24 protein-coding genes are annotated in these 19,844 nt (G+C 48.3%); 10 read left to right on the plus strand and 14 right to left on the minus strand.

All coding sequences use genetic code 11. The annotated features are described in order from the left end of the window. The first annotated feature begins 77 nt into the window (after positions 1-77). The 6 genes from ABI361_05610 (at position 78) to ABI361_05635 (ending at position 4,617) form a co-directional block, all read left to right on the plus strand. Positions 78-1,655, plus strand: coding sequence for a sodium:solute symporter family protein (locus tag ABI361_05610; GenBank protein ID MEO9320130.1), 1,578 nt, complete (start codon positions 78-80; stop codon positions 1,653-1,655). 59 nt (positions 1,656-1,714) lie between these two features. Beyond that, a complete protein-coding gene (locus ABI361_05615; protein ID MEO9320131.1) occupies positions 1,715-2,176 on the plus strand; it encodes a universal stress protein in 462 nt (153 codons plus the stop codon). A 196-nt stretch (positions 2,177-2,372) separates the two neighbouring features. Continuing rightward, the gene (locus tag ABI361_05620) at positions 2,373-2,894 is read left to right on the plus strand and encodes a hypothetical protein (GenBank protein MEO9320132.1); all 522 of its coding nucleotides are present in this window, start codon (positions 2,373-2,375) and stop codon (positions 2,892-2,894) included. Between the two features lie 174 nt (positions 2,895-3,068). Further along, positions 3,069-3,212: a hypothetical protein gene (locus tag ABI361_05625; protein MEO9320133.1), complete on the plus strand. Its 144-nt coding sequence runs from the start codon at positions 3,069-3,071 to the stop codon at positions 3,210-3,212. Positions 3,213-3,357: 145 nt separating this feature from the next. Continuing rightward, entirely contained in the window at positions 3,358-4,290 is a 933-nt protein-coding gene (locus ABI361_05630; GenBank protein ID MEO9320134.1) for a class I SAM-dependent methyltransferase, read from the plus strand. Positions 4,291-4,344: 54 nt separating this feature from the next. After that, positions 4,345-4,617, plus strand: coding sequence for a hypothetical protein (locus ABI361_05635; protein ID MEO9320135.1), 273 nt, complete (start codon positions 4,345-4,347; stop codon positions 4,615-4,617). Between the two features lie 423 nt (positions 4,618-5,040). On the opposite strand, the gene ABI361_05640 is transcribed toward ABI361_05635, so the two are convergent. After that, positions 5,041-5,250 (minus strand): hypothetical protein, encoded by a 210-nt coding sequence (locus ABI361_05640; protein ID MEO9320136.1) that lies wholly within the window; start codon positions 5,248-5,250, stop codon positions 5,041-5,043. Positions 5,251-5,539: 289 nt separating this feature from the next. Here ABI361_05640 and ABI361_05645 point away from each other — a divergent pair, with 289 nt between their 5' ends. Next, positions 5,540-5,743, plus strand: a complete 204-nt coding sequence (locus ABI361_05645) for a hypothetical protein (protein MEO9320137.1) — start codon at positions 5,540-5,542, stop codon at positions 5,741-5,743. 218 nt (positions 5,744-5,961) lie between these two features. Here ABI361_05645 and thsA read toward each other — a convergent pair whose 3' ends face one another. The 3 genes from thsA to ABI361_05660 form a co-directional block, all read right to left on the minus strand. Further along, the gene (gene thsA, locus ABI361_05650) at positions 5,962-7,605 is read right to left on the minus strand and encodes a thermosome subunit alpha (protein ID MEO9320138.1); all 1,644 of its coding nucleotides are present in this window, start codon (positions 7,603-7,605) and stop codon (positions 5,962-5,964) included. Positions 7,606-8,354: 749 nt separating this feature from the next. After that, a complete protein-coding gene (locus ABI361_05655; protein MEO9320139.1) occupies positions 8,355-8,852 on the minus strand; it encodes an Lrp/AsnC family transcriptional regulator in 498 nt (165 codons plus the stop codon). A 274-nt stretch (positions 8,853-9,126) separates the two neighbouring features. Further along, entirely contained in the window at positions 9,127-9,300 is a 174-nt protein-coding gene (locus ABI361_05660) for a hypothetical protein (protein ID MEO9320140.1), read from the minus strand. A gap of 109 nt (positions 9,301-9,409) precedes the next feature. Here ABI361_05660 and ABI361_05665 point away from each other — a divergent pair, with 109 nt between their 5' ends. Continuing rightward, positions 9,410-10,300 carry a serine protein kinase RIO gene (locus ABI361_05665; GenBank protein MEO9320141.1) on the plus strand — a complete coding sequence of 297 codons (891 nt, stop codon included), beginning with the start codon at positions 9,410-9,412 and terminating at the stop codon, positions 10,298-10,300. Between the two features lie 160 nt (positions 10,301-10,460). Here ABI361_05665 and ABI361_05670 read toward each other — a convergent pair whose 3' ends face one another. The 3 genes from ABI361_05670 to ABI361_05680 form a co-directional block, all read right to left on the minus strand. Beyond that, on the minus strand, positions 10,461-10,754 hold the full coding sequence (locus ABI361_05670) for a hypothetical protein (GenBank protein ID MEO9320142.1): 294 nt from the start codon (positions 10,752-10,754) through the stop codon (positions 10,461-10,463). Between the two features lie 442 nt (positions 10,755-11,196). Then, a complete protein-coding gene (locus tag ABI361_05675) occupies positions 11,197-12,258 on the minus strand; it encodes a HoxN/HupN/NixA family nickel/cobalt transporter (GenBank protein ID MEO9320143.1) in 1,062 nt (353 codons plus the stop codon). A gap of 538 nt (positions 12,259-12,796) precedes the next feature. Next, positions 12,797-14,056, minus strand: coding sequence for a hypothetical protein (locus ABI361_05680; GenBank protein MEO9320144.1), 1,260 nt, complete (start codon positions 14,054-14,056; stop codon positions 12,797-12,799). Between the two features lie 314 nt (positions 14,057-14,370). Here ABI361_05680 and ABI361_05685 point away from each other — a divergent pair, with 314 nt between their 5' ends. After that, positions 14,371-14,538 carry a hypothetical protein gene (locus ABI361_05685; GenBank protein MEO9320145.1) on the plus strand — a complete coding sequence of 56 codons (168 nt, stop codon included), beginning with the start codon at positions 14,371-14,373 and terminating at the stop codon, positions 14,536-14,538. An 87-nt stretch (positions 14,539-14,625) separates the two neighbouring features. Here the strand turns inward: ABI361_05685 and ABI361_05690 are convergent, their stop codons facing one another. After that, positions 14,626-15,915 (minus strand): SLC13 family permease, encoded by a 1,290-nt coding sequence (locus tag ABI361_05690; protein MEO9320146.1) that lies wholly within the window; start codon positions 15,913-15,915, stop codon positions 14,626-14,628. Between the two features lie 182 nt (positions 15,916-16,097). Here ABI361_05690 and ABI361_05695 point away from each other — a divergent pair, with 182 nt between their 5' ends. Next, entirely contained in the window at positions 16,098-16,964 is an 867-nt protein-coding gene (locus ABI361_05695) for a methyltransferase domain-containing protein (protein ID MEO9320147.1), read from the plus strand. Positions 16,965-17,086: 122 nt separating this feature from the next. Here the strand turns inward: ABI361_05695 and ABI361_05700 are convergent, their stop codons facing one another. The 6 genes from ABI361_05700 to gvpJ all read right to left on the minus strand — a co-directional run bounded on the left by ABI361_05700 (position 17,087) and on the right by gvpJ (position 19,667). Further along, positions 17,087-17,377, minus strand: coding sequence for a hypothetical protein (locus ABI361_05700; GenBank protein MEO9320148.1), 291 nt, complete (start codon positions 17,375-17,377; stop codon positions 17,087-17,089). A 36-nt stretch (positions 17,378-17,413) separates the two neighbouring features. After that, entirely contained in the window at positions 17,414-18,217 is an 804-nt protein-coding gene (locus ABI361_05705) for a GvpL/GvpF family gas vesicle protein (protein MEO9320149.1), read from the minus strand. Further along, positions 18,207-18,737, minus strand: coding sequence for a gas vesicle protein K (locus ABI361_05710; protein ID MEO9320150.1), 531 nt, complete (start codon positions 18,735-18,737; stop codon positions 18,207-18,209). The genes ABI361_05705 and ABI361_05710 overlap by 11 nt, the downstream gene beginning before the upstream one ends. After that, the gene (locus tag ABI361_05715; protein MEO9320151.1) at positions 18,737-19,069 is read right to left on the minus strand and encodes a gas vesicle protein; all 333 of its coding nucleotides are present in this window, start codon (positions 19,067-19,069) and stop codon (positions 18,737-18,739) included. The genes ABI361_05710 and ABI361_05715 overlap by 1 nt, the downstream gene beginning before the upstream one ends. Continuing rightward, positions 19,062-19,328, minus strand: coding sequence for a hypothetical protein (locus ABI361_05720; GenBank protein MEO9320152.1), 267 nt, complete (start codon positions 19,326-19,328; stop codon positions 19,062-19,064). Before ABI361_05720 ends, ABI361_05715 begins: the two co-directional genes overlap by 8 nt. 102 nt (positions 19,329-19,430) lie before the next feature. After that, positions 19,431-19,667: a gas vesicle protein GvpJ gene (gvpJ, locus tag ABI361_05725; protein ID MEO9320153.1), complete on the minus strand. Its 237-nt coding sequence runs from the start codon at positions 19,665-19,667 to the stop codon at positions 19,431-19,433. Between the last annotated feature and the right edge of the window lie 177 nt (positions 19,668-19,844).

Here is a 19,844-nt window from a genome sequence, read left to right on the forward strand (position 1 = left end):
CACAAAATCTAATAATTAATTTTAGTGGCTCGTAATGTTAGATACGCTTAAATACTTACTAAATAGATAAAATAATCATGGCTGACGTGCCTATTATTTACCCAATTACCGTCATGGCGTTCGTGGCCGCTACCGCGGCCATTGGCGTTCTTGCGGTCAAATTTGTCAAGAAAAGCAGCAAGCGATACATAGTTGCTGGCAAGAGCCTTCCACTGTTCTTCATCGGAACTATGTTAGTTTCAGAGGCTGTCGACGGTAACGCCTCTCTTGGCAACGTCTCGCTTACATTTTCAGGTGGGTTTTGGGCAGGCGCGGTAGTCCCATTAGGACTAGCCATCTGCTTGGTGCTTACCGGAGCCTTCTTTGGCAAACGATTTAATCGAATGAACATGATCACTTTAGCGGACTTTTATTTCCGCCGGTATGGCAACCTCACAGAGGTTATGGCTGGAACTCTGATGTCGATAAGCTTCATTGTTCTTGTAGCGGGGAACCTTGCTGCAAGCGGCTACATCATTTCGGTTGTAATGAGTATTCCGCTAATCTTTGCCATGCTAATTGCAACTGCTGTCGTTCTTCTCTACACATATTTCGGCGGTCTGTTCTCTTGCGCATATACCGACATATTCCACATCTACCTAGCGGTTGTTGGATTCTGGGGAGGCTTCTTGTTCCTGATAAGCCCGTGGTCGCCAATACAAGGAGGGCTTGAAACTATTGTCTCAAATGTTCCCGCCAACTTTATGGACCTGTCTGGCCTCTACGATGCTGGAAACGGCGCACTTGTGAACTGGGCATCTATAATATCGCTTGGACTTGGAGACATTGTCGCCTTAGACTTTATGGAAAGGATTTTCGCAGCAGATGGTGGCAGAACTGCGCAGAAAAGCAGCTATTTTGCCGCCGGCTTGACGTTGCTCATATTGATTCCTACAACAATGATCGGGATAATTGGACATACACTTGAACCAAACATCCAAGATGCATTTACACTCTATCCGATAATGGCCATAAACCATATGCCATCAATCCTTGGAATATTGATGCTGGTAAGTACAGTTAGCTGTGGCATGTCAACTGCTAACGGGGGCACACTAGCGATAGCTAGCGTACTGTCAAGAAACATGCTACAGCGAAATATCATAACTCGCTTCCTTCACAGACCAAAGTTGAGCGATCGCCAACTACTGATCGCCACGAGGCTCTTGGTAATACCAATGTTCTTTACAGCTTTTGCTCTTGGTTACCTGATTCCCAGGCCTGGGATTTATCTAATCTTGGCATTTGATATTGTCCTTGCGGGCTGCCTTGTACCGCTAGTTCTTGGAACATTCTGGAAAAAGTCCACTGCATCAGGCGCCGTTGCATCTATCGCAGTTGGTTCAACTCTTCGAATGATCCTGTACTTCTTGATAAGCACTGCACCATCTGACAGTCCATACTATGCATACGGCGGCCTCGACACAATGATTCCGCCAATTGTCTCGCTGGCTGTCTTTGTCGGAGTGAGTCTTGCAACGCAAAAGAAAACTCCTCCGAGACACGACGTGATCTACCTTATTCCAAATGATGACGACGTGGTCAGTGGTGCGGACGTGGATCAATGGGTCAACCCGATAGACGTGCGGCAAATAGCCGGAGCCAAGCGAACATGATGGTATGCTCCTTGGCGACCGGATTTACCGCAATTGTGGAGGCCGACTAACAATTGGATATGCCTAATCAAGGAAAGATAAAGCGAATACTCGTTGCTATCGATAATTCAGGATATAAGGACAGAATAATCGGCCTTGCCTTTGATTTGGCGTCATCGCTTAACGCGGAGCTGTATGCGATTCATGTGATTGACAGGGCTTCAATGGGTGCAGTAGGAGATCTAATCGGATACTATCGAGGTGGCAAGGTCGAAGTGTACCAGGAAGAGCTAAAGAAGCAGGGAGAGAAACTCTTGGATGAGGTCAAGGCGCCTGCCGAACATCTTGGGATAAAGGTCACTTCCGAGGTAGTCGTCGCTTCATCAGTGGCCGGAACTCTCATTGACTACGCCAGGGATCACAACATTGACCTTATATTGATTGGAACCAAAGGTATTACCGGAATGCAGAGGTTCCTTATGGGCAGTGTCGCCAACAATGTGATAGCAAACGCACATTGCCCAGTGCTTGCAGTGCGGTGACAGAGAATTCTATCTGAACCGAAGTGATGACTCCAATATAGATGCAGTACCGACACTCTCCTTTTACCGGTTATCAGTCGGTTTACAACGCGTCACTGCTCGAATTACTTTATTTGAGGTCCCTAGTCCGACGCGCCATTAGATCGGTCCAATTTGCGATGATAAACTAATTAATCATCGCTATTTCTAACTGCTTGTGCCGAGTCAAGGGTACGCAACTATAGGTCTAAAACCAGCAATCCTGACCAGGCTCGAGGAAGAGACTGACAGGTTTTACCCCGGCATGTTTCTTCCCAGCGCTCTCATAATTATGATGAACGAAGTAAAGCGGGGTTACTACTCCGTTGAAATGCAACCAATAAAGGCTGATTTTTCTGGACAATATACTTCGCTTACAATTAGGTCCGATGTACGGAAATGGCTTGAAGAGAACTATGAGTCCCTTAAGTCCGACTATGACAGAAGGTACAAAGTAAACAGCTTTACAAAATTTGCGGGCATTTTCATGCTCAATATTTTTGAGTCAAAGGCAATCGCACAAAACAACATAGTAAGGCTCAAGGAGGCAGACTTTCGCTGGCTGGTAAGTGAATATGAAAAAAGAAAGAATGAGTACAAGATGAAATACGGTGTAACGAGCTTTGAACAATTTGCCGATCTCTTCCTAAAGGAGATTTTTGACAGGCTTGGAATCGCCAAAAAAGCCCTAACCTTTTAGCACATTTCGAACCGGAGGGCCGACTTAGAAATTGGCTGTTCCTATCGAATTGCGATAATAAACACATAATGAAAAGCACTTTGCTGAAAAGTGTGTTGTATCATAAAACGCACAATTTGTGTTAATAACTCGATGCAACGATTTATATCATACAGGGTCAATAATATTGTTGATATGCTCGAAGAACTTCTTGCGATGGGTGCAATTATCGCTGCCTGCGCTGCAGGCACTTGGTATGCCAAGAACAAGTTTCAGCCCATGATTAATCTGGGAATGGAAAAGCAGAAGGCGAAGGAAGCGACCCTCAGAAGAAGGTAAAGCTCGTTTTCCCTTATCTTTGTTCTTCTGCTCACTCTTTAAGAAGTGAATCGGCCCGATCTGTTTTTAAATCAACTTCTCCTTAACTGGAGTAGCCGGACGCTGACATTTGCATCGCAATGCTCTCATAAAGCAGCTCGTAGAGTTGCTCGAAGAAAGTCCTGCAGACCAGTACCAGATTCAGAGACGACTAGAATCTACACCTGCTAATGAAGTTTCTAAAGCCTTAGGTGAACTCCTATCAAACAAGACTGTCTACATAGTCGCATACCGCAAAAGCGAGCGATTTGGAATTGATATCCCAGTATACTCACTGAAAGCTGCTCCTCAGCCGAGCAGACCCGACCTTCATCCTCTGATGACGGGAGTTACCTCTGAACGGTCTCTCGAATATGAGTTTGTTTCAAGATCGCTCATCTCAAGAAAGTGCCGTGCCCGAATTTTGGATGTCGGTGCCGCTAACTCTGGTCTTGTCAGGGAACTGCAGTCATTTGCAAATGGAAAATGGCATGTACTTGGTATAGATTTGAAAAGAACTTGTGATATCTTGATGGATGCCCGTCAGATGGGCTTTCGCGATGCAAGTATCGACCAAGTTCTTTGCATCAGCACGCTTGAGCACGTGGGAATGGACGATGGGTGCTCGAATACCGACAAGGAAGGAGACACAAAAGTCATCCGGGAAATATTCCGAGTGCTCAAGTCAGGTGGAAAACTAGTTCTTACAGTTCCAATTGGAGGGGCAAGTCCGTCTGAAGGTACGAAAGATGCTGTGGTTAAAGCGCGAGTTAGCTACATGCCAACAATGCGGACACGAATTTACGACAGCGCGAGCCTCGCAACTTTGGTCGAAGCGTTTACGATTGAATCTGGTGAATTCTACAGATATCAGAACGGTAGATGGGGCAGATGCAGCCTACAAACTGCGATGAGCGTACAGGAATCTGATCACAAAGGCAATGCAATTCCTGTGGGGTTTCATAGTAGCGCATGTGCCTGTCTACTATTAAGAAAAGGGCGAGATCAAGCTGCTCGGGACGCCTCATTTTTCGATACTAACGATCCGCCGCAAACTTGACAAAACGTGAATCCGCAGAGATTATCTATTTCCGATCTAGTTCACATTGCGAATATGGCTAAATCAAAGCCAAAATCTGACTTGCTAATCATAGTGAGCACTACTGCAATGAAGATACTAGAGATGAGTCAAGACGGCATCGAAGCAGAGCAAACAAACGAAGGGACAGTTGCTGGCAAGTACTCGGGAAAGCGTTGGGATACAGTAGAATTGCAAATGAACAGAGACGGTACCTCAAAGTTAAGTGTAAAGTTTATTCAAATGACAAGTAAAGGTATGGTATTTGGTATTGGTCAAGGAACTAGTGTGCGGCCAAGTGCAAGATGAATCCCCAAGGAGAGAAGCGAAGGAACTTCATGGGCGGATTCACCAAACCTATCTGAATACAAAGGCGCAAAATGGACATGCGAGGTAGAAAACAATCTAATGACAGAGAAAGCATCAATTGCCGTGAACTTTCAAGAGTAGTTAGCCCAAACAAGTTAAAGTGCCACGGTAAACAAACCCGCTGATGTTAGTACAGCGTAAAGACGGGGCAGTTTAGGGTTGTCCTGCCCCAATAGTCCAGTTACCTGACCACTGACCCCCACCCTTATCAGTACGTATCCCCCGGGCCCGCATCTATAACGGTGCGGAACCCTGGATAGAACGCTCGATGTTAACGCGCGTTCATTACTCCGCGGGAATCCTTCCCTGACTTGTCTATGCCATCTGTATGCCGGATTGGGTTCGCCAACTGATCTCTATGACTTAATGTGGGGAAACCTCTTTGAATGAAGGTGAGCCTCCAATGAACTTGGCAATTCTATGTCTAAGAAATACCTCGTGGTCCTTTCCGCAGTCGTTACATCTAAGCCGGATTTTGCCAGACACGCTCCTGTATTTTGGTTTTGTCGCCTCATCCTCCTCGACGCATTCCATAACGTTTCCGCATGTACATGAAATCGGGTGTTTTGGCATATGACAAGCTATACACGTTACTGCAATAAAGGCTTGATGAGCATGGAATTCAGACTGGCTAGCAGATTTTGAATATGTCCATCTCATTTTTCCGCTGATAAATGCATTGACCAGCGGTTGATATTGCGTCATCTCACTTATTGACCTCCAAGGCCAAATCCGTACTTGGCTAACCCGCCAATAGCCAATTCTGTAAAATGACAAGCCTTGCTATCGATAATTGTCTTCATTTACAAAATGTGTGCCATCTAACCAGATGGTTAAAGTATGACAAGCGCATAGTTTTGTAGTGGCAGAATCAAATACTGACGGCCAAGAATTCCCGCGTAAACAACAAGACAATGCAATTGATAGAGCTCACGCAAAACTTGCATCCGGAAAGAAAGAACTGGCAGAACTTGTCGAGAGCGGCGTGACCCAGCCTGATGACAGAATTATTGAACTGCGAGCAGAGAACCAACAGAACCAGCAGGTAGTAGACGAGGGGCCTTAGCTCCGGAAACGTGCGGAAAACTTTATCGTCGTCTACTGAGTCGTTATCCGCAAGGCAATTCAACTAAGAAACCCGAAATAGATTTCAATCTACAGTTCTGAAATCCGACTTTTCTTGTGAGAAGGCATCATCGTTCAATGTTGTGACGCTATCGCAGCCATGGTGTGTGTCAAATAAACGCAAAAGGGGGACGGCTGATTACCCCTCGTACTGCATACTTATCGCGATGTTGCGGAAAGTATATCGTCGATCCTCAGTAGCATTGCAGTCGTTTCGGTAGCTGATTTTAGAATCTGCTCCTTGACCGACAATGGCTCAATGACATTCTTTTTGCGCATATCCGCAACCTTCAGGCCTCTTACATCTATCCCTATCCATGGATTGTTCTCTTCCGATTGTCTTGAGTGCAACCCTGCAATACTATCAATTATGTCCATGCCTGCGTTCTCTGCAAGTGCAATTGGAATCGATTCCAGTGCGTCGGCATATGCCAGAATGGCATAGTGCTGCCTGCCAGAAACGCTAGAAGCCCATGCCCTCAGCTTTCTTGATACGAATGCTTCCGGCGCGCCTCCACCTGCGACGATTCCCGGCTTTTGCATGACGTCTTTTACAACCATCAGGGCATCATGCATCGAGCGATCGACCTCGTCGACAACCTTCTCCGAGCCGCCTCTTATCAAAATCGACACGGCCTTTGGGTTCTTGCATTTCTCAACAAACACCCATTTGTCGTTCTCCACCTTTCGCTCTTCGACATACTGTGCAGAACCAAGGTCCTTTGATGACGCATTCTCTGGATTTGACACGACGCTTGCGCCTGTCGCTTTTGCCAGGGCTCCCATATCTGATTCCTTTACCCTTTTTATTGCCAGGATGCCTGCCTTTGCGAGATACTCTAGAACTGTGTCATCTATTCCTTTTTGACAAAACAAAACGTTTGCCTTTGTTTGGGATACCTTGTCAGCCATCGATTTCAGCATTCTGATTTCCTCGTCTATGAACATCTTCATTTGGCCTGGCTGGCTTATCGTGATTTTGGCGTCGAACTCTGTCTTTTCTATTTCCAGAGGAGTGTTTAGGAGTAGAATCTTGGCGTCTTTGGCAAATCGAGGCATTGCAGGGTGGGCAATCTCTTTGTCAATAATGATGCCTTTTACCAATCTCGAATCGCGCATCGAACCTCCGGACTTTTTTTGAATCTTTACATTGTCAAGATCGATTTTGGCGTAGCTGCTATCATCGGTGATTTCCTCCGACTGTGAAGAGGGGGCCTCAGCTACTGCAAGCACGGCTCCGACTGCCAGCTTTGACAGCACATCGCTGTCTACTGATACAATCTTGGATTCCATACTGGTCCTTGCAATGTTTTCAAGGATTGAATGGTCGCCATCCAGCTTTACGTCTTCTGCTACTTTATTCAAAATATCCAAAGCCTGTGCCAAAGCCTTCCTATATCCATCCACCACTACCGTGGGATGAATGCCCTGCTTGACCAGATCCGCTGCCTTTTCCAGCAGCGCTCCCGCTATTATTACGGACGAAGTAGTTCCGTCGCCTGCTTCATTATCCACGGCCTTTGCGATTTCGACCATCATTTTTGCTGCCGGATGCTGCACGTCCATCTCCTTCAGGATGGTTGCGCCGTCATTTGTGATAGTTACGCCGCCCGTAGAATCAACAAGCATCTTGTCCATCCCTCGTGGGCCCAGAACGCTCCGCAGCATAGACGCGACGATTTTGGCCGCTGAAATATTGTTGTTTAGTGCTTCCCTTCCCCTCGTTTGGGAAGCCCCTTCCTTCAAGAGAAGTATTTGCGTTCCATCTCTTGTTGTTCCCACTATGGATAATGATGATGACATGTTGTCTGAAATATCTAGTCAATCGCTATAGAATTATCATGCGCTCTGCAATTGCGATATTCATGTCGTAACGCTCACAAATGCTTTCCGAATGGACCGAAAGACCTAGTCATGCCTTGTTCTTCTTTGCTCTAAGTCTCAATGCGCTTGCAGCACAAGCAAGTTCTATCTCTCAAACAACCTCGCTTGGGCCGTTGGATTATCAAGTATGACGATGGAATCTGGGGTGCAGCTTGCTCGGGCAACTCCTAAAACGCTCTGTCTCCAAAGGTGGCAGGTGCTCCGGAGAATTGTCGGTATATTTTCGTTCCCTGCGGCATGAAACTACGGGAAATTCATACTTGTGCTCTCTTTACGTGCAATCTAGCTCAAAACAGATGATTTGATGTAATCCCGACTGTCGCTGACATTATATGCCCCGGAAACTCTCCTGAAGTTGTGGAGATGAAGGTTGCTGTATTTTTCGACGCTAGCCACATCAGTGGTAAATTCGCTGAGCTCTCATGGCTACCCAGCTCTGCAGATGCTCCTGTCCCACATTTTGGATAAGAGAATCAGGCTGTTATTGAGTTCACGCAAGGTGTTCGCTGTCCTACTGGCCGCAACGACAGTCGAATTGATAGCAGAAGTATTCTGAGACGAGAAAGACTTCCAGGATGGTTGTTTCTAGGCTAGAACTATTGGACACCAAGGCCCCCTGCCCTTATTTTTTGCTGATAACGATATAGCGGCGGATTATTCCCGTCTCCTCACATGGCGTCGATAATTGAACTAGGCACGGATCTTTTTTTGCCTATTATCTTTACGATTTCGCTCCACACCACGTCCCTGACGCTTGGCATGGCCTTAATTTCTTCAAGCAGGTCGAGCAATTGCGAGTTATTTCTGACAATGACCTCAGCCCTAAGGTCAATCGTGTGCTCTCCAATGCTTCTTCCAACGTAAACCACTTCCTCTCTAAGCAACAGCTTTTCTGCGACCTTGACAGTCTGGCCGCCTCCGGTGTAGATCAGAAGGTCCACGCGTCTGTATCCCAGCTCATCTAGCTTTAGCGCATACGAGAATTCGAGGTATTGCTTTTCAAGAAAATTCCTCCGTCTCTGGATAGTGGTTCTTGGAAGTCCGAGCTTCTCGGCAAGCGCACGCGACGAAAGCCGGGCAGAGGGATCAAGCAGGAGCTTTAGCATTTTCTTATCGACTGTCGATAGTCTCTTTGTCCGTTGCATCTCCATCCTAACTGCGCCCAATTACCTTTGGCCGGTTCGCTGATTAAAGCGATTCGCTACTGACCTGATCCGTTCTTGCGAGGGTTGACGATTGGGTGATTAAACTGAATCTTGCGGTATTGGTCCAACAGATGTGCAAGCGGTAATTCCACACTAGCACATTTCATACTTTTCTTACCGAAAGAGGAACTAAACCGGTGCGTCGAATACAACCCAGACTATTGTCTTATTGGCTCCTTGTCTTTTCTCGTGTCCCCGACGGCTTTGAATTTCAGGCAGCCACACTTTTTGCATTCTAGATTTGAGCCGTGTTGTCTTCTTTGATGTCCGCAGTTGCAATGCTCCAAGTTCTCTTCTCTAAGGATTCTATCATCTGCCTCCACTTTATCAACTTGATCACGCTCTTGGGCCTCTGCTGTCCAGTAATAATTCCCCCGGTAAGTGACTGGGTTGAGAATGTGGACTGCATTGAGGAGTGGCGATTGCCTTAAAGATGTCAATTCAGGACACTATCAACTTCTTAATTAGGCGGCTCTGTGTATAGAGTCTGCCCGTGGCGATAGTAGTAAGATAATTCAATGATAGAACAAGACGACGAATATGAAATTACTGAGGACGACCAGCGGGGCGAGGCGAACGAAGCGGTCAACGCCGACAGGCAATTTGCAAAGCTTGAGCGAGAAAATAGACTGCTGGACAAGAAATCCGAGGACTATCAAGTCTTTAACAATGTTTTTGATAAGCCGACTCTGATGGCGATTACCAAGCTGATAAACAATGGCAGAATAAAATCTGTCAGGAGCCAGTTTGGCTCAGGCAAAGAATCGCAAGTCTTTCTTGCAGAAGCTCCCGACGGGTCTCTGCTTGCGCTAAAAATCTACCTGACAGTTAGCGCGGAATTCAGGAAACGCCGGCAGTATATCCAGGGAGACAGACGATTTTCAAGGACCAAATCAGACGTTCGAAGCCTGGTGTCAATCTGGGCAAATAAAGAGTTCAAGAACCTGCAATCTGCATATAGATGCGGGGTCAGCGTTCCGGCTCCTGTGCTCGTAAAGAGAAACTTGCTACTGATGAAATTCATCGGTGACAGTGAAGGCAATGCCGCGGTTATCCTCGCGCACTCGCCGGTCGTTTCAATAGACGATTATAACGAGATTATCGAGCAGATGCAGCTCCTCTACCAAAAAGCTGGCCTTGTACATGCCGACCTGTCTGAGTACAACATCTTCAAAACCAAGGCCGGAAAGATAGTGCTGTTTGACTTTGGCTCGGCAGTAGACATTCAGCATCCAAATGCAAAGCAATTACTTATTCGAGACATTGTCAATGTCAACAGGTTCTTTGAGAAGAATGGAATTGGCGTTCTGGATGTCGACTCGGCGATGAAGAAAATTTGCGGTGCAGACCAGGGGGACTGCACGACGATCAGCGCCAATCTCCACTTTCAATCCGAGCTTGAGAACTAGGTCAATTGTTCTTCTTCGGAATGATGCGATCCGAAGTACCCCGTGATCTCAAAGCCGAACGGTACTGGATTCAGTGGTTCAGCCGCTGGAACCCCAGAAATAACGCCTGTGGGAATCAGACGGTCGCTCGCTGAAGCGACGAGACAAGTTAGAAAGTTGTTCACTGCAGCTTGATAATTTCGTCCCATGTCCCGGACATCGAGAACATAAAGTACTTGTCATTGCCACTGGCTTCAAACTGCAAGATATCGCCGGCTGCTATCTGCGTCTTGAATAGTTTGTTTAGGTACTGAATAAAACTGGGTCCTGCCACAATGCTTCTCGCCTCGTGCTCAAACGGCTTGTTGTAGTATTTCTTCAGTGTATCAGATAGACCTGCGGTACTAAGCTCTTCGACAAGGTTTGACAAATCGACGTATGTCGCGTTCCTTTTGTATACTCGAATGACTGCCAATGTAAGGACTCACTTCCGTACGTCAAAGCGCTATATATTGATGCCTAGACCTGCCTCATCGCCAAACAACTTTAAGCGGGCAAGGCGAAATTAAGGCGAGCAATAATCATGTACAGAAACTGCAAATCATGCAACAAAGAGTACCAAGAGTTCAATGAAGGAATACAATATTCTCGCGCAACTGGAACAATGCTGAATTTCTGCTCCGACATTTGCTGCAGAGACTTTCTTAACCGCACTATTGCAGTGCAAAAATAGCAAGTCACACACCCGCAGCTACCGTGGATTTTACCTGGAAGCTCCTGAGAAGGTCGGCATTTATGCCTAGTAGCTTGCCAAAAATCATGGTTCCAGCCCCACAATGGCTTGAATTCTGATGGATCAGCCTCTGTAAATGTACATCAGCCGCAGATTTGACCATAGCGGCGACTGAAACTTCAGGTTAGGCGCTGGCCTTATTTTCTATTCTTCTTAGTTTGTATATTGCAATTGAAACCAGCCAAGAAACGACGAATATTCCAATTAATGCATAGCCTATGGTCTCAAAGTCGAGATTACCAAGCCAGGTCCAAAACGCGCCGGCAAGCCCGAGCTGGCCAGACAGAACCTGCAACAGCTCTATGCCGCCTATAACAAGGGCAACGAGCACCGAGATTACTGTAATTGTCAGGTTGTAGTAGACTTTGCGAATGGGCTTAACAAACGCCCATCCATAAGCCAGTCGCATGGTCACCGAGTCTAGAGTATCAACAAGCACCATTCCGCAAGTGAACATGAATGGAAGAACAAGGATCATCCACATGGGGATAGTTGAGGAGACCCCAATTCCTACACTAATTGCAATAAGTGCGACTTCGCTTGCAGTGTCAAATCCAAGGCCGAACAATATTCCTACCGGGTAGATCTGCCAGGGCTTACTCACGAGTCTGAACAAGGGGCCGAAATATCGGACAAGAATCCCGCGCTTGTTCAGCAGTTCTTCGAGATAAACGGCGTCAAGGCTGCCTGCATGAACCTGTCTGTATGCTCGATATGCCCCTAATGCAATTGCCATATTGATAATGCCGATGGCGGCGAGGAACCCGCCTGAAATGCCAGTTCCTATGGTGTTACCAATGTTTTGTAGGCTTGGGATCTCCCCAGCAATTGCTCTTGTCGATGCGATTAAGGCAATAACCAACAAGATGACTATAGTCGAGTGACCAAGTGAGAACCACGTTCCCACTGTCAGCGGCCTCTTGCCTTCTTGCATCAACTTTCTTGTCGTATTATCGATAGCGGCTATATGGTCCGCATCAAATCCGTGACGTAGTCCAAAAACAAAGGCGGCTATGCCAAGCCCCGCAAGTGGCAATGATAGGTTGCCTATCAAGTATGACGCTCCAAAGCCAAGCACAGTTGCTGCAACAATTGGAACAAGCAGCAGAATTATTCTGGATTTTTCGCCAGCTGTAAAGCCAAGCAATGAAGCGCCCCTTTCTTCAGAGCCTGCGCGTCGAGCCAATCAGTCCGCTGCCTCACTACTGGCCAAGGCATGCATATCGCCATCGGCCTGACATGTCAGCGGTATCACGCACTTGCAGACAAGTAATACCAAAAGTGACATCCATTCAGACATGCGAGCTATCTATAAAAAGAAATTGATTTTGCACGTAAATCGTTAGATCGATTGTGCAAATGCGTACATAGATTGTGAATTGGTTTTTGCCTGCTCTATTGTCTTTACCTCTGTGACTAGGTTCACTTTTAGGCTCTCTACTCACCGGATCTCAGGCAGTCGCTTTTCCGGCTCATTTATTCTGATCATTCGGCCCTCTTACCATTGTTGCCCTAGGACAATCCTGATGGTCAAGATGCATGCAATATCGGAGGACTCTGAGCTTGATTTATCCGACCCGATCCTTGTAATAGTTCAAATCAGCTGCCGTATCCGAATTCCCAATCAAAAGCGGATTCGCAACATAAGTGTCGCAGATGTTCCGGGCCCTCTTGATATCACAAAAATAGAGAGAGGCAAGACTCCCCTCTTGCCCATGCCAGTACTACTTGCCGTTTCCGTGGTCATTGTTATGCGGTGCAGGTACGGGGACGTCGCTTTGTCCGGCATCTTGTTGTGCATACTGGGTTATTGTCTGTGTCACGTCGCCATTGCCGGTGGCTGTCTGTTTGGCAATCTGGCTAATAGTCTGGCTGGCCTGCGTGGGATTGCCGTCAGATTCTTGCCTGGCTAGTTGTGAGATAAACTGCTTGACATGCCCGTTTGCTTTGCCGTGCCCATTTTCTGTCGCGACCTGCTTGGCAATCTGCGATACAGCCTGGTTTGCGTCTCCGCCGTTGTTTGCGACCTGAATTGCGATCTGCATTATGACCTGCTTTATGAAAACCTCGTTAACGTTGGTGCTCTGCGCAATTTGCTTTGTAACTTGGTTAACCTGTGGTTCGACCTGAGAGGCGACGTTGGCCGAGCTTGAAGTCTGCGTACTTGGCGGAGACATTTGCTGGAGTACAGTGATGCAGTTCTGTGATGATATCTGTACTATCTTTGAAATCATGCCCACAAACTGCTCGATGTTACCCCCGTTATTTGCAGTCTGGAGCGCCAGCTGCTGGATCAATTGCTTGACTTGCATTCCCGCAACAGGATTGTTGCCCGCAGCCTGCTGAGAAATCTGATCTATCTGCTGGTTGACATCCACGTTCTGCTTTACCGAGGCAGACTGAATCGCGACCTGGACTATTTTTTGCGATATATCTGTTGAATTTGACGGATTGGAATTAGCCAATTGACTGGCAAGCTGCGTAATTGCCTGGTCCGAGCTTCCACCGGTCGAAAACGCCGTTTGCTTTGCCAGCTGAACGATTGATTGTGACACAGCGCCCTGGTTGTCTAGTGCCACCTGATTTGCAATCTGGTTTACCACTTGGACCTGGTCTCCGCCATTAGCAGCGACCTGGTTGGCCAGCTGAAATATGGTCTGCCTAATCTCACCTGTTTGTACTCCACTGGCTGTGGATACCTGGTCTGCGATCTGGGTTATCGTTTGGTTAGTGCCAGACGCATTATCCTGACTTTGAGGCGTGGTTATCGAATCCTGAGGCGTTGTTTGGTTTAATCCAAAGAGTTTCTGAAACTGCGGCGGAAACTGGCTTTCAGACTGTGCAAATGATTTGGCAGTCAGCGCGGGAATTGCAATGCCTGCAATAAGCAGTGCCGACAGAGCTAGAAAGTATATTTTGCCGTGCGACCTGCCTTGACTCTTGCCTTCTTTTGGGCTCGGTGGCCCTCCGTTTTGGTGTTTCATGCCGATTCGATGGCGGTATTTCTTTTATCCACTTTAGAGCCCGGCTCTGTAGAAGGACGGTACTGTAAATTTCTCCCCCTAGATTACAGATTAACCGGCAGAATATTCCATTCGTATTTACATTCCGGTTATCCAGTCTTTTTTTCTTGGCCGAAAGTACAATGCTGTCCTCAGGGTAAACTGCTAGAATAACTTGCAGATCTTCAAGTGCAATCGTTCCGATATTCTTGCATGGCCGGACCGCACGTGACGGGGGCTAGCCATTTCATCAGAGGATTTACCGTTTATGATACTTTCAGGCTACCCATCAAATTATGAAAAAAAAGTTATCAAGCATACGGCTCAATGGTGTAACGATGTCTACGGCCATTACTCAAACCCACATTACATGTTCAAAGTGCAAGGTTTCCGACGCCGAAATTTTTAGCATAAACGGCGACTACTGCGTTCAGTGCTGGCAGGACCTCAGTTACAGAAAGTAGCCCCTCGGAGGGTTGCCTTCATTTCTTTTTGAAACCACCTCATATGTCGGAGCTTTTGCTCGAACTTTCAAAGACGCTTACGTTATTCTAGCCTGCAACTCGAAAAACAATGAATGCGTAATAGACTGCTATGTTTGCAGCTGTGACGAGACATCCCGCCTTGGTAAACTCGCCAAAGGTGAACGCGGTTGTGCCCCTGGATTCGGCGGCTTCGATGATAATGATGTTGCTCGCCGCTCCAAGTATGGTGAGGTTTCCGGCTATGGTGCTTGCAGCGGCAAGCATCATCCACTGGGATACATGGCCCGCATCAAAACCCGCGTTAATCAGGACTAGATTATAAAGCGCAACAAAAGGCACGTTGCTCAGGATCTGGCTCACGCCGATGCTGGCTGCCGATATAACTGCGGCACTCTGGCTAAGGTCGCCGGGTTCTGGCTGAGGCAGGTATCCAAGTAGAATTGAGACCGCCCCTGACTGCCACATTGCGCCGGTGACCACGAACATTGCCGCAAAAAATATCAGCACCGAGTAGTCAACCCGCTTCATAATCTCGATCCGTCTGCCGCTCAGCGCGTAAACTGCCGCAGCGCCTATCATGGCTATGGCGCTCAAGCTGAGCGAGGCGACGCCTTGGATTTCGAAAAATTCCGATACGACAAAGCCTGCCACGGTTGCAATCAGCACTCCGACGGAAATTCTTGCAAGCCGCGGGTCATAGTTTGCATCCATCTTCTCCTGAAGTTCCAGCGAGCTGAGCTCAAAGCTCGACGGAATTTCCTTCCGGTATAGCAGGCGCAGTATGCCGTAAGTGACAAGCAGGTTGATGAGCGTAGGTATCGCAAGGTACTGCAAAAAAGTGACAAAAGGCGACCTGATGCCACTCTGGACCGCAACCAGGAGGTTTTGCGGATTGCCTATGGGAGTCATGGTGCTCCCGACGGTGATGCCAAAGGCAAGTGCGATGAACAAGACTGCGGGACGTATGCCTGAATGACGGGCGATGTAGACTACAAGCGGTATCGCAAGCAGCGCTATCGTATCATTTACCGCAAATGCCGCCAGCAGCCCCATCCCGACCACGAACACAAAAAGAAGCCTGCCCGGGGTTTTTGCCACGGAGAGCATCTTTACTGCGACACGCTGCAGAATGCCGGCTCTGTCCATGGCAGCAACTATGCTAAACATGCCAAAGAGAAACGCAATGACGTCGAGGTTGATGGACCTGACGGCAGCAGTCGCCCCGACCACCTGCAGCCCAATCATCAGCCCGGCACCTATCAGCATGGCGGCCCAGATTGGAACCCTAAAAATTCGCCGGCCAATTATGAGGGCATAAACGACAGCAAAGACTGCCATCGCAACGAATTCTTGCAAGCGAGTCTCAGAGTTTTGTGCGACATATTAGTTGATGCAAGTCAATGGAACTTGGCAACGTGTTCAACTTGGCCTATAGTCAGACCGGCGCCAATCAATACTGAGAATTGAAACCCGCCGTCGATTCGAGGCAATCACCTGAGGAAAAATACAATAATCCGCAGAGCACAGCGGGTTGTAGGATGAGTAGTCCTCCGTCGTTTAACCCGGAACAATTCAAGATTTCGCAGCGCAAGATGTGGGACAACGCAGCAAAGGGCTGGCAGGAATGGTGGCAAACGTTCGAGCACGGGGCACAGGTAGTAAGCAACAAACTGGTAGAAATTGCCGGCATAATGCCCGGCGACCGGGTGCTTGATGTCGCTACGGGAATAGGCGAGCCGGCCGTAACTGCTGCGAGGCGCGTGGGTCAGAAGGGCAAAGTGGTTGCCACAGACCTCTCGGCGCAAATGATTGCCACTGCAAAGTCCCGGGCAAAATCTGTCGGGCTTGATGGCATTATAGAATTCGTTGAAATCGATGCTGAACACCTGGACTTTCCTGAAGCGTCTTTTAACGCAGTTCTCTCAAGGTGGGGACTGATGTTTCTGCCAAACCTCCCGGCGGCTCTTGCTAGGATAAGGAAGATTCTTGTTCCTCAAGGCAGGCTGGCTGCAGCAGTATGGGCCGCTCCACCCAAGGTTCCAGTGCTTGACGTTGTCTTTTCCACCGTTAACAAGCAGATTGGTGCAAAGGGTCCACCGCCCTCGACACCCGGTCCATTTTCGCTTGCTAATACTGATGCGCTCAAGATGTCATTTGTCAATGCGGGGTTCAAAGACGTACAACTCCATCCAGTCATCTGCACGTTTAACTTCGAATCGCCCTCTGCCTTTACTGCCTTTCATCAGCAAATAGCCGCCCCGGTACAGCTGATGCTGGCAAGCTACCCGGACGAGAAAAAGAAACAGGTCTGGGATGCGGTGACGGACGCGGCAAGCGCATACGCTGACTCCCACGGAAGGGTCAGCATGGACGGCGAGTCAGTCTGCGTGGTGGGAACAAAGTAGCAGGCAAACAGGGCAGTCTGATGCACTGAAAATGTGATGGCCGAGACTGCCTTCCCCTGAACGACTCACTCTGGATTTGCTGAATAAGCGTTTGACATGGCTGAAGCGGCTGTCACGAGGTGTTAGAGCAGGCCACCGAGGCCGCCAAGGTCTGACGACGTCTGGGTTCTGCTCGCATCTCCCGCGCTTGTAATCTGCTTCATCATGGAGTTGATTTCACTCATTATCTCTGCTTCACGCGTGTCAAACTCCTTTTTCGAAATCGCGCCCGTGCTGTATTCAGAGGTCAATTTCAACAGACGGCTCTTGAGAATCCTGACGCGCTCCTGCAGTTCCTGTTGATAAGCAATGCTGTTCACGTGGTCAAGGATGGCGTCAAAGGTGATTTTCATTGTCAGGAACTCTATTATCATTTCATTGCACCTTGAAAGAAACTGGCATGATTTTTCCTAGCAAAATGAATAGGGAGCCCAAGGCCCGCTCTTGTGGATTGTTAGACCGCGACCAGCAAACCTGTGCGATAGCTCGGCTGCTTTTTGCTCAAAAGATGGGATTTCGTTCCTGTTTACAAGGTACGATGCGTTGAGGATTACCTGGCTGACGTCCGACTTGAGCTTGGCAGTTTCCTCGGCTACTGAGGCCAATTCCCTGTGGATGGTATTTGACACGTCTTCGAGTTTTCTGAGCGTCTCCGTCTTTATTGCGTCCTGAAGCTTCATGCTGAGAAAATATGCACGGCCTTTGTTTGCCGATGACGAGATCTCGTCCTTTAGTTTTTGAACGGCAGGCGACTCTACTTCGACGCTGCTTCGGAATTTAGCAGCGTCTTCCTTGTTGAGGATCACCTTTATTCCAAATTCGTCCTTCTGGTATAGTTGGCGCATCTTTTGCTTGTACCTTTCAGCAGATGTCTGCAGGAGCTTTCTTACTCCAGCTTCTCCGTTGATTATCACGCCGAACCGTACAGGCAGTACCACCGCGTCAAGTTTCCTTGCCTCCTCGACCACGCGCTGGTGGGCCATCACATGATCGATTGTCGAGTCCATCTGCTTGTAGGGGATTTCACTGATAACCGCCGTTACGCCAGAATCGCTTACGGTTCGGACGGCGCTGCTGTTGATTCCTATGTTGCCAAGCTGCACTGCTGTTTGTCCCTCAAGGATGCAGTAGACATACCTGCCGCCGCCCGTCGAAGCAGGCGCGACCTGAGAAAAACTCGCGCTGGAGGATTTGGACGCAGCACTATCTGACAATTTGATTGTCCTCCGACTTGGCATCCGAGCCAAAAGCGCTGCTTATCGAAGCGACCAGATTCAGCGTGACAAGGTCAACGCCTGCAACGGCAAGCCTGATGTCTCCTGCGAGCACTGCTTCCTTGTCGATGAGCTTGTCCACAATGTCCGCCAGTGAAATCGCCGTTGATTGCATGCCAGTCGTTTCCTGCGAGCCGAGTATTTCCTGATGTCCGGTATTAAGTGAAAGCTCCAGCGCCTTTGGCTGGTAATCGAATTTTGCGGCCATCTCTGCCATTCGCTCCCGCATGCGGGCGAAAGCGATTCCAAGACGCTCGATTTCACCTTCTGTAAGCGTGCCGGAACTAAACCTTCGAAAAGCCTGCCGTTCGAGTACCTCTATGATGGTCTCCACTAGGTTGAGGACGAGTGAAGCCAGTCCGTGCTGCAGGTTATCTGCCTGCTTGGTAATGTCGTCTGAGCCTGACTGTCCGCGCCTACCTGCAAGAAGCGTCAGGACATTTGAGTCTGCGGCGCTCACTATGCCTCGCCACCCTTTGCATCTTTAGCATTGATGTCACCTGACGGCAGCTCCTTTCTCTCTGACCTCTCCCTGATCTCCTTTTTCTCGCGTTCCCACTTTTCCCAGGGGAGCTCGATGCCATAGCGCTTTGCCGTTTCAAGCGACGCTATGACCAGGTTTATCTTCAGTGAGAGGAGGTCAATGCTTGCAAACGACAGAGTGATGTCGCCGTTAATCACAACTCCTTTGTCGAGAATCCTGTCCAAAATGTCGAGGAGCGTCAGCTGTCTGGAAGCAGGAGCCGGACCAGGTTCGAGCGAGTGCGCCGGGATGTATGAGGGCCTAGGCAAGGTCTTCTCCCGGGTTTACGATGCCAAGAGCCGAGCGCTTCATTTTGCAATACGAGCAAACGCCGCTGTCCTTGAACCAGTGCTCAGGACAAAATCCCTCCATATAGTGCTCGGGGATTGTCTTTAGAAGGTGGATAACGACAATATCAAAGGGGGTTCCTCGCTGGCACTCCGGGCACCTGAGAAACACCCAGCCTCTCTCCATAGCACCGTTAATCGGAAGATTCTCAAATCTGCCGCAGACTAGACAAACCGCCATCTCTAAACTACCTGCCTTTCCTGAGCAAGATTGACCTGCCTTTTGAAATTTCCGCTCTCGAGATAAAAGAATGCCGGGGGCAATTCCGCTCCACTACCAAGTTTATCTGGTAGTGGGGGATGGGGGTGTACTTGCGGGCAGGCCTGCGAGACCCAATGCAGATGCATAGCGCAAGAAGGTGTCTACACCAGAGACGACGATTCTCGCCCTGATTACCAGAATTTCGATACCTACGAGCGAAATGGCAATGTTGGCATCTATGACAAGTCCCTTGTCCAGAACTCGATCAAGAAGGTCGAACAAGCTAAGAACTGGTCTGTATACCTGTTGTTGAGACATGAATAGATTCGTGACTGAAAGCTACTAGATAAACCTGTTGAAATATAGTTCTAGAACTTACTTTCACTATTCCTTTGTTAATTCTAGTCCTACGTGGAGTGCAACAAAGATACTGACATGGCGCAAATCTTAGGTTGAAAAAGGTTATAGGATGGAATTCGCGCCTCTCAATCTGCC

Source organism: Nitrososphaera sp. (genome assembly GCA_039938515.1).
In the GTDB taxonomy this organism is placed as follows: Archaea; Thermoproteota; Nitrososphaeria; order Nitrososphaerales; family Nitrososphaeraceae; genus Nitrososphaera.

Excerpts from the sequence above, each read along its gene's own strand:
- ABI361_05610 (MEO9320130.1), top strand. The coding sequence starts at position 78 with ATGGCTGACGTGCCTATTATTTACCCAATTACCGTCATGGCGTTCGTG.
- ABI361_05615 (MEO9320131.1), top strand. The coding sequence starts at position 1,715 with ATGCCTAATCAAGGAAAGATAAAGCGAATACTCGTTGCTATCGATAAT.
- ABI361_05625 (MEO9320133.1), top strand. The coding sequence starts at position 3,069 with ATGCTCGAAGAACTTCTTGCGATGGGTGCAATTATCGCTGCCTGCGCT.
- ABI361_05635 (MEO9320135.1), top strand. The coding sequence starts at position 4,345 with ATGGCTAAATCAAAGCCAAAATCTGACTTGCTAATCATAGTGAGCACT.
- ABI361_05640 (MEO9320136.1), bottom strand. The coding sequence starts at position 5,250 with ATGCCAAAACACCCGATTTCATGTACATGCGGAAACGTTATGGAATGC.
- thsA (MEO9320138.1), bottom strand. The coding sequence starts at position 7,605 with ATGTCATCATCATTATCCATAGTGGGAACAACAAGAGATGGAACGCAA.
- ABI361_05660 (MEO9320140.1), bottom strand. The coding sequence starts at position 9,300 with ATGCAGTCCACATTCTCAACCCAGTCACTTACCGGGGGAATTATTACT.
- ABI361_05665 (MEO9320141.1), top strand. The coding sequence starts at position 9,410 with ATGATAGAACAAGACGACGAATATGAAATTACTGAGGACGACCAGCGG.
- ABI361_05680 (MEO9320144.1), bottom strand. The coding sequence starts at position 14,056 with ATGAAACACCAAAACGGAGGGCCACCGAGCCCAAAAGAAGGCAAGAGT.
- ABI361_05685 (MEO9320145.1), top strand. The coding sequence starts at position 14,371 with ATGAAAAAAAAGTTATCAAGCATACGGCTCAATGGTGTAACGATGTCT.
- ABI361_05695 (MEO9320147.1), top strand. The coding sequence starts at position 16,098 with ATGAGTAGTCCTCCGTCGTTTAACCCGGAACAATTCAAGATTTCGCAG.
- ABI361_05700 (MEO9320148.1), bottom strand. The coding sequence starts at position 17,377 with ATGATAATAGAGTTCCTGACAATGAAAATCACCTTTGACGCCATCCTT.
- ABI361_05720 (MEO9320152.1), bottom strand. The coding sequence starts at position 19,328 with ATGGCGGTTTGTCTAGTCTGCGGCAGATTTGAGAATCTTCCGATTAAC.
- gvpJ (MEO9320153.1), bottom strand. The coding sequence starts at position 19,667 with ATGTCTCAACAACAGGTATACAGACCAGTTCTTAGCTTGTTCGACCTT.